The organism is Cytophagia bacterium CHB2, from assembly GCA_030263535.1.
Lineage (GTDB): Bacteria > Zhuqueibacterota > Zhuqueibacteria > Zhuqueibacterales > Zhuqueibacteraceae > Coneutiohabitans.
In genome coordinates, this window is record SZPB01000569.1 from 1 (window position 1) to 2,681 (window position 2,681).

At 50.5% G+C, this 2,681-nt stretch carries 1 protein-coding gene and 2 pseudogenes; all 3 read left to right on the top strand.

Features of this window, described 5'->3' with window-relative positions; translation table 11 throughout:
• Positions 1-116: 116 nt before the first annotated feature.
• Positions 117-506, top strand: a pseudogene (locus FBQ85_28990) (DEAD/DEAH box helicase).
• Positions 507-683: 177 nt separating this feature from the next.
• Positions 684-899 (top strand): annotated as a pseudogene (gene dinD / locus FBQ85_28995) (DNA damage-inducible protein D).
• A 352-nt stretch (positions 900-1,251) separates the two neighbouring features.
• Positions 1,252-2,681: site-specific DNA-methyltransferase (locus FBQ85_29000; protein ID MDL1879171.1), on the top strand; the 1,430-nt coding region annotated here is incomplete at its 3' end.

Sequence of the window (2,681 nt, forward strand, 5' to 3'; positions counted from 1 at the left end):
TCATTGCCGGCATGACGGACGGCGGGCAACTGCTGGAGGCCGCCGCCGCGCGCCGCATGTTTTCTTTGCCCGCGCAGGTCGCGAATGAATTGCCGGTGAACGATGAAATGCCCCAACTACAAGACCTGTTGCATCAACAGCAAAAGGCGATTCAGCAGACCATCTCACATCGCAATGCCGCATTCCTCGAAGCCGAGGCCGAAAAGCTGGATGGCTGGGCTGATGACTTGAAGGTGGGTCTCGAACGCGAAATCAAAGAACTGGATCGCCAGATTAAAGAGGCGCGGCGCGCTGCAACTGCGGCGCTGACTTTGGATGAAAAGCTGGCTGGACAAAAACAAATCAAAGCGCTCGAAGCGCAGCGCAGCCAAAAGCGGCGCTCTTTATTTGACGCACAAGATGAGATTGACCGGCAGCGCGAGCAGCTCATTAGCGATATCGAGGGCAAGCTGCAACAACGCGTTTCGCAGGCGAGGTTGTTTTCGATCCGGTGGAAGTTGATATAAATGCCGTATTGTCAAAGCTTTGACCATTTCGGTGACATCACCGAAATGATCAAGTCATTGATTGTACTGAGCTAAAGTCTGATTTTTTTGAGCGAAATATGAAAATTAATGCCAGTGACGAACAAGAAATCAACAATTTACCACCATAATCTTTTAAAGAAAAGAAAGGGGATAGTGATGAGCAAAAAAACTTTGGCGGTGTTGGGCGAAAAATCTTTTGAAGACCTGAAACACCTCAACCAGCACGGCGCGGAATATTGGAATGCCCGCGAATTGCAGCCGATGCTGGGTTACAGCCAGTGGCGCCGTTTCGAAGACGCCATTAAGCGCGCGATGATTTCTTGCGAGAAATCCGGTAATAATCCGGCCTATCATTTTGCCGGCGCCGGCAAGGTGATCGCATGAGTATACCATTTTGCCAGTGCCGGCAAAATGGGCGAGTTAGTTAAGGGGCATTTTCATCTCAGAAAACGCGTAGGCGTGGCATGTTTATAGGTCGATGCGTGTTCTAAAATAAAAACGTCGCAGACGTGACATGAAATCATGTCTCTGGCGATGGACAGATTGCGACCCCGATGAAACGCGCCAACATGCCACGCCGATGGCGTTTGGGGTTGTTGCGCGGGCGGGAGGTTATAAACATTTCACGCCTACGGCGTTGGCGGTTTATGCAAGACAAAGGTCTGTCGCCTATAGAAATTGCAGCCCAGATGGCATTGCCAAACGATCTTCAACGGGAAAATGGATGAATAAAAAAACCAAACTCGAGCTCACCTGGATTGGCAAAGAGAACCGGCCCAAGCTGGAACCGCGCATTTTGCTGGAAGACGCGGAGAAATCCTGCCACGCGCCGCACCGCGTGAGTGAGAACGACTTCTTCGACAACCGCCTCATTTTCGGCGACAATCTCCTCGCTCTCAAAGCGCTGGAGCAGGAGTTTGCGGGGAAAATCAAGTGCGTTTGCATTGATCCTCCTTACAATACAGGAGCGGCTTGGGAACAATACGACGACAGTATCGAGCACTCACTTTGGTTGAATTTAATGCGAGATCGATTAGAAATACTCACCCGTTTGTTGAAGCCGGATGGATCAATGTGGATTTGTCTTGATGACAACGAAGTTCATTATCTCAAGATTCTCTGCGATGAAATTTTGGGGCGCCCTAATTTTCTCGGATCTGTTGTGTGGCAACATAGTGTTCAAGGGAAGGGATATTCGGGAAAATTTTCCGTACACCATAACTACCTCCTGGCGTACCAGCGTTCAGAGGCATTTGTGCTAGGAGATTTACCTCGCAGAGAAGAACACAATACAAATTATTCGAATCCCGATAACGATCCTCGAGGCCCCTGGAGAGCAGGTGATGTTCGAAATGCGCTATATCGCCCTAATCTAATTTATGACCTCATCACGCCCTCAGGAAAAGTGATTAAGCCCCCACCCAAAGGTTGGCGGTGGAGCAAAGAAACAATGGCCGAGAAAATCAGAACTGGCCAGATTATATTTCGAAACCACGAAACAAGAATTGTTCACAAGATTTACTTGCAGGATCAGGAGGGACGGGTGCCTGAAACGGTGTGGTTCGGCGAGGATGTTGGGACAACTAGGGAGGCATCATCCGAATCAAAAAAACTATTCGGACTGACCAATGCCTTTGCGACTCCAAAACCTGAACGATTACTTGAAAGGGTAATTCAAATCTCTACTCAGCCTGGCGACTGGGTCCTCGACTCCTTCGCCGGCTCTGGCACGACCGGCGCAGTGGCGCACAAAATGGGCCGGCGCTGGATCATGGTGGAATTGGGCGAGCATTGTCATACGCACATCATTCCCCGATTGAAGAAAGTGATTGATGGACAAGACCCCGGCGGCATTACCGAGGCGGTCAATTGGAAAGGCGGCGGCGGGTTTCGTTATTATCGTCTCGCGCCCTCGCTATTGGAAAAAGACAAGTGGGGTAATTGGGTAATCAACAAACAATACCAAGCCGCCATGTTGGCCGAGGCGGTTTGCAAGCTCGAAGGCTTCATCTACGCGCCGAGCGACACGGTTTATTGGCAGCACGGCCATTCGACCGAGCAGGATTTCATTTACGTGACGACGCAGAATTTGAATCACGACCAGCTTCAGCAACTCAGCGACGAGGTCGGGCCGAACCGCACACTGCTGGTCAT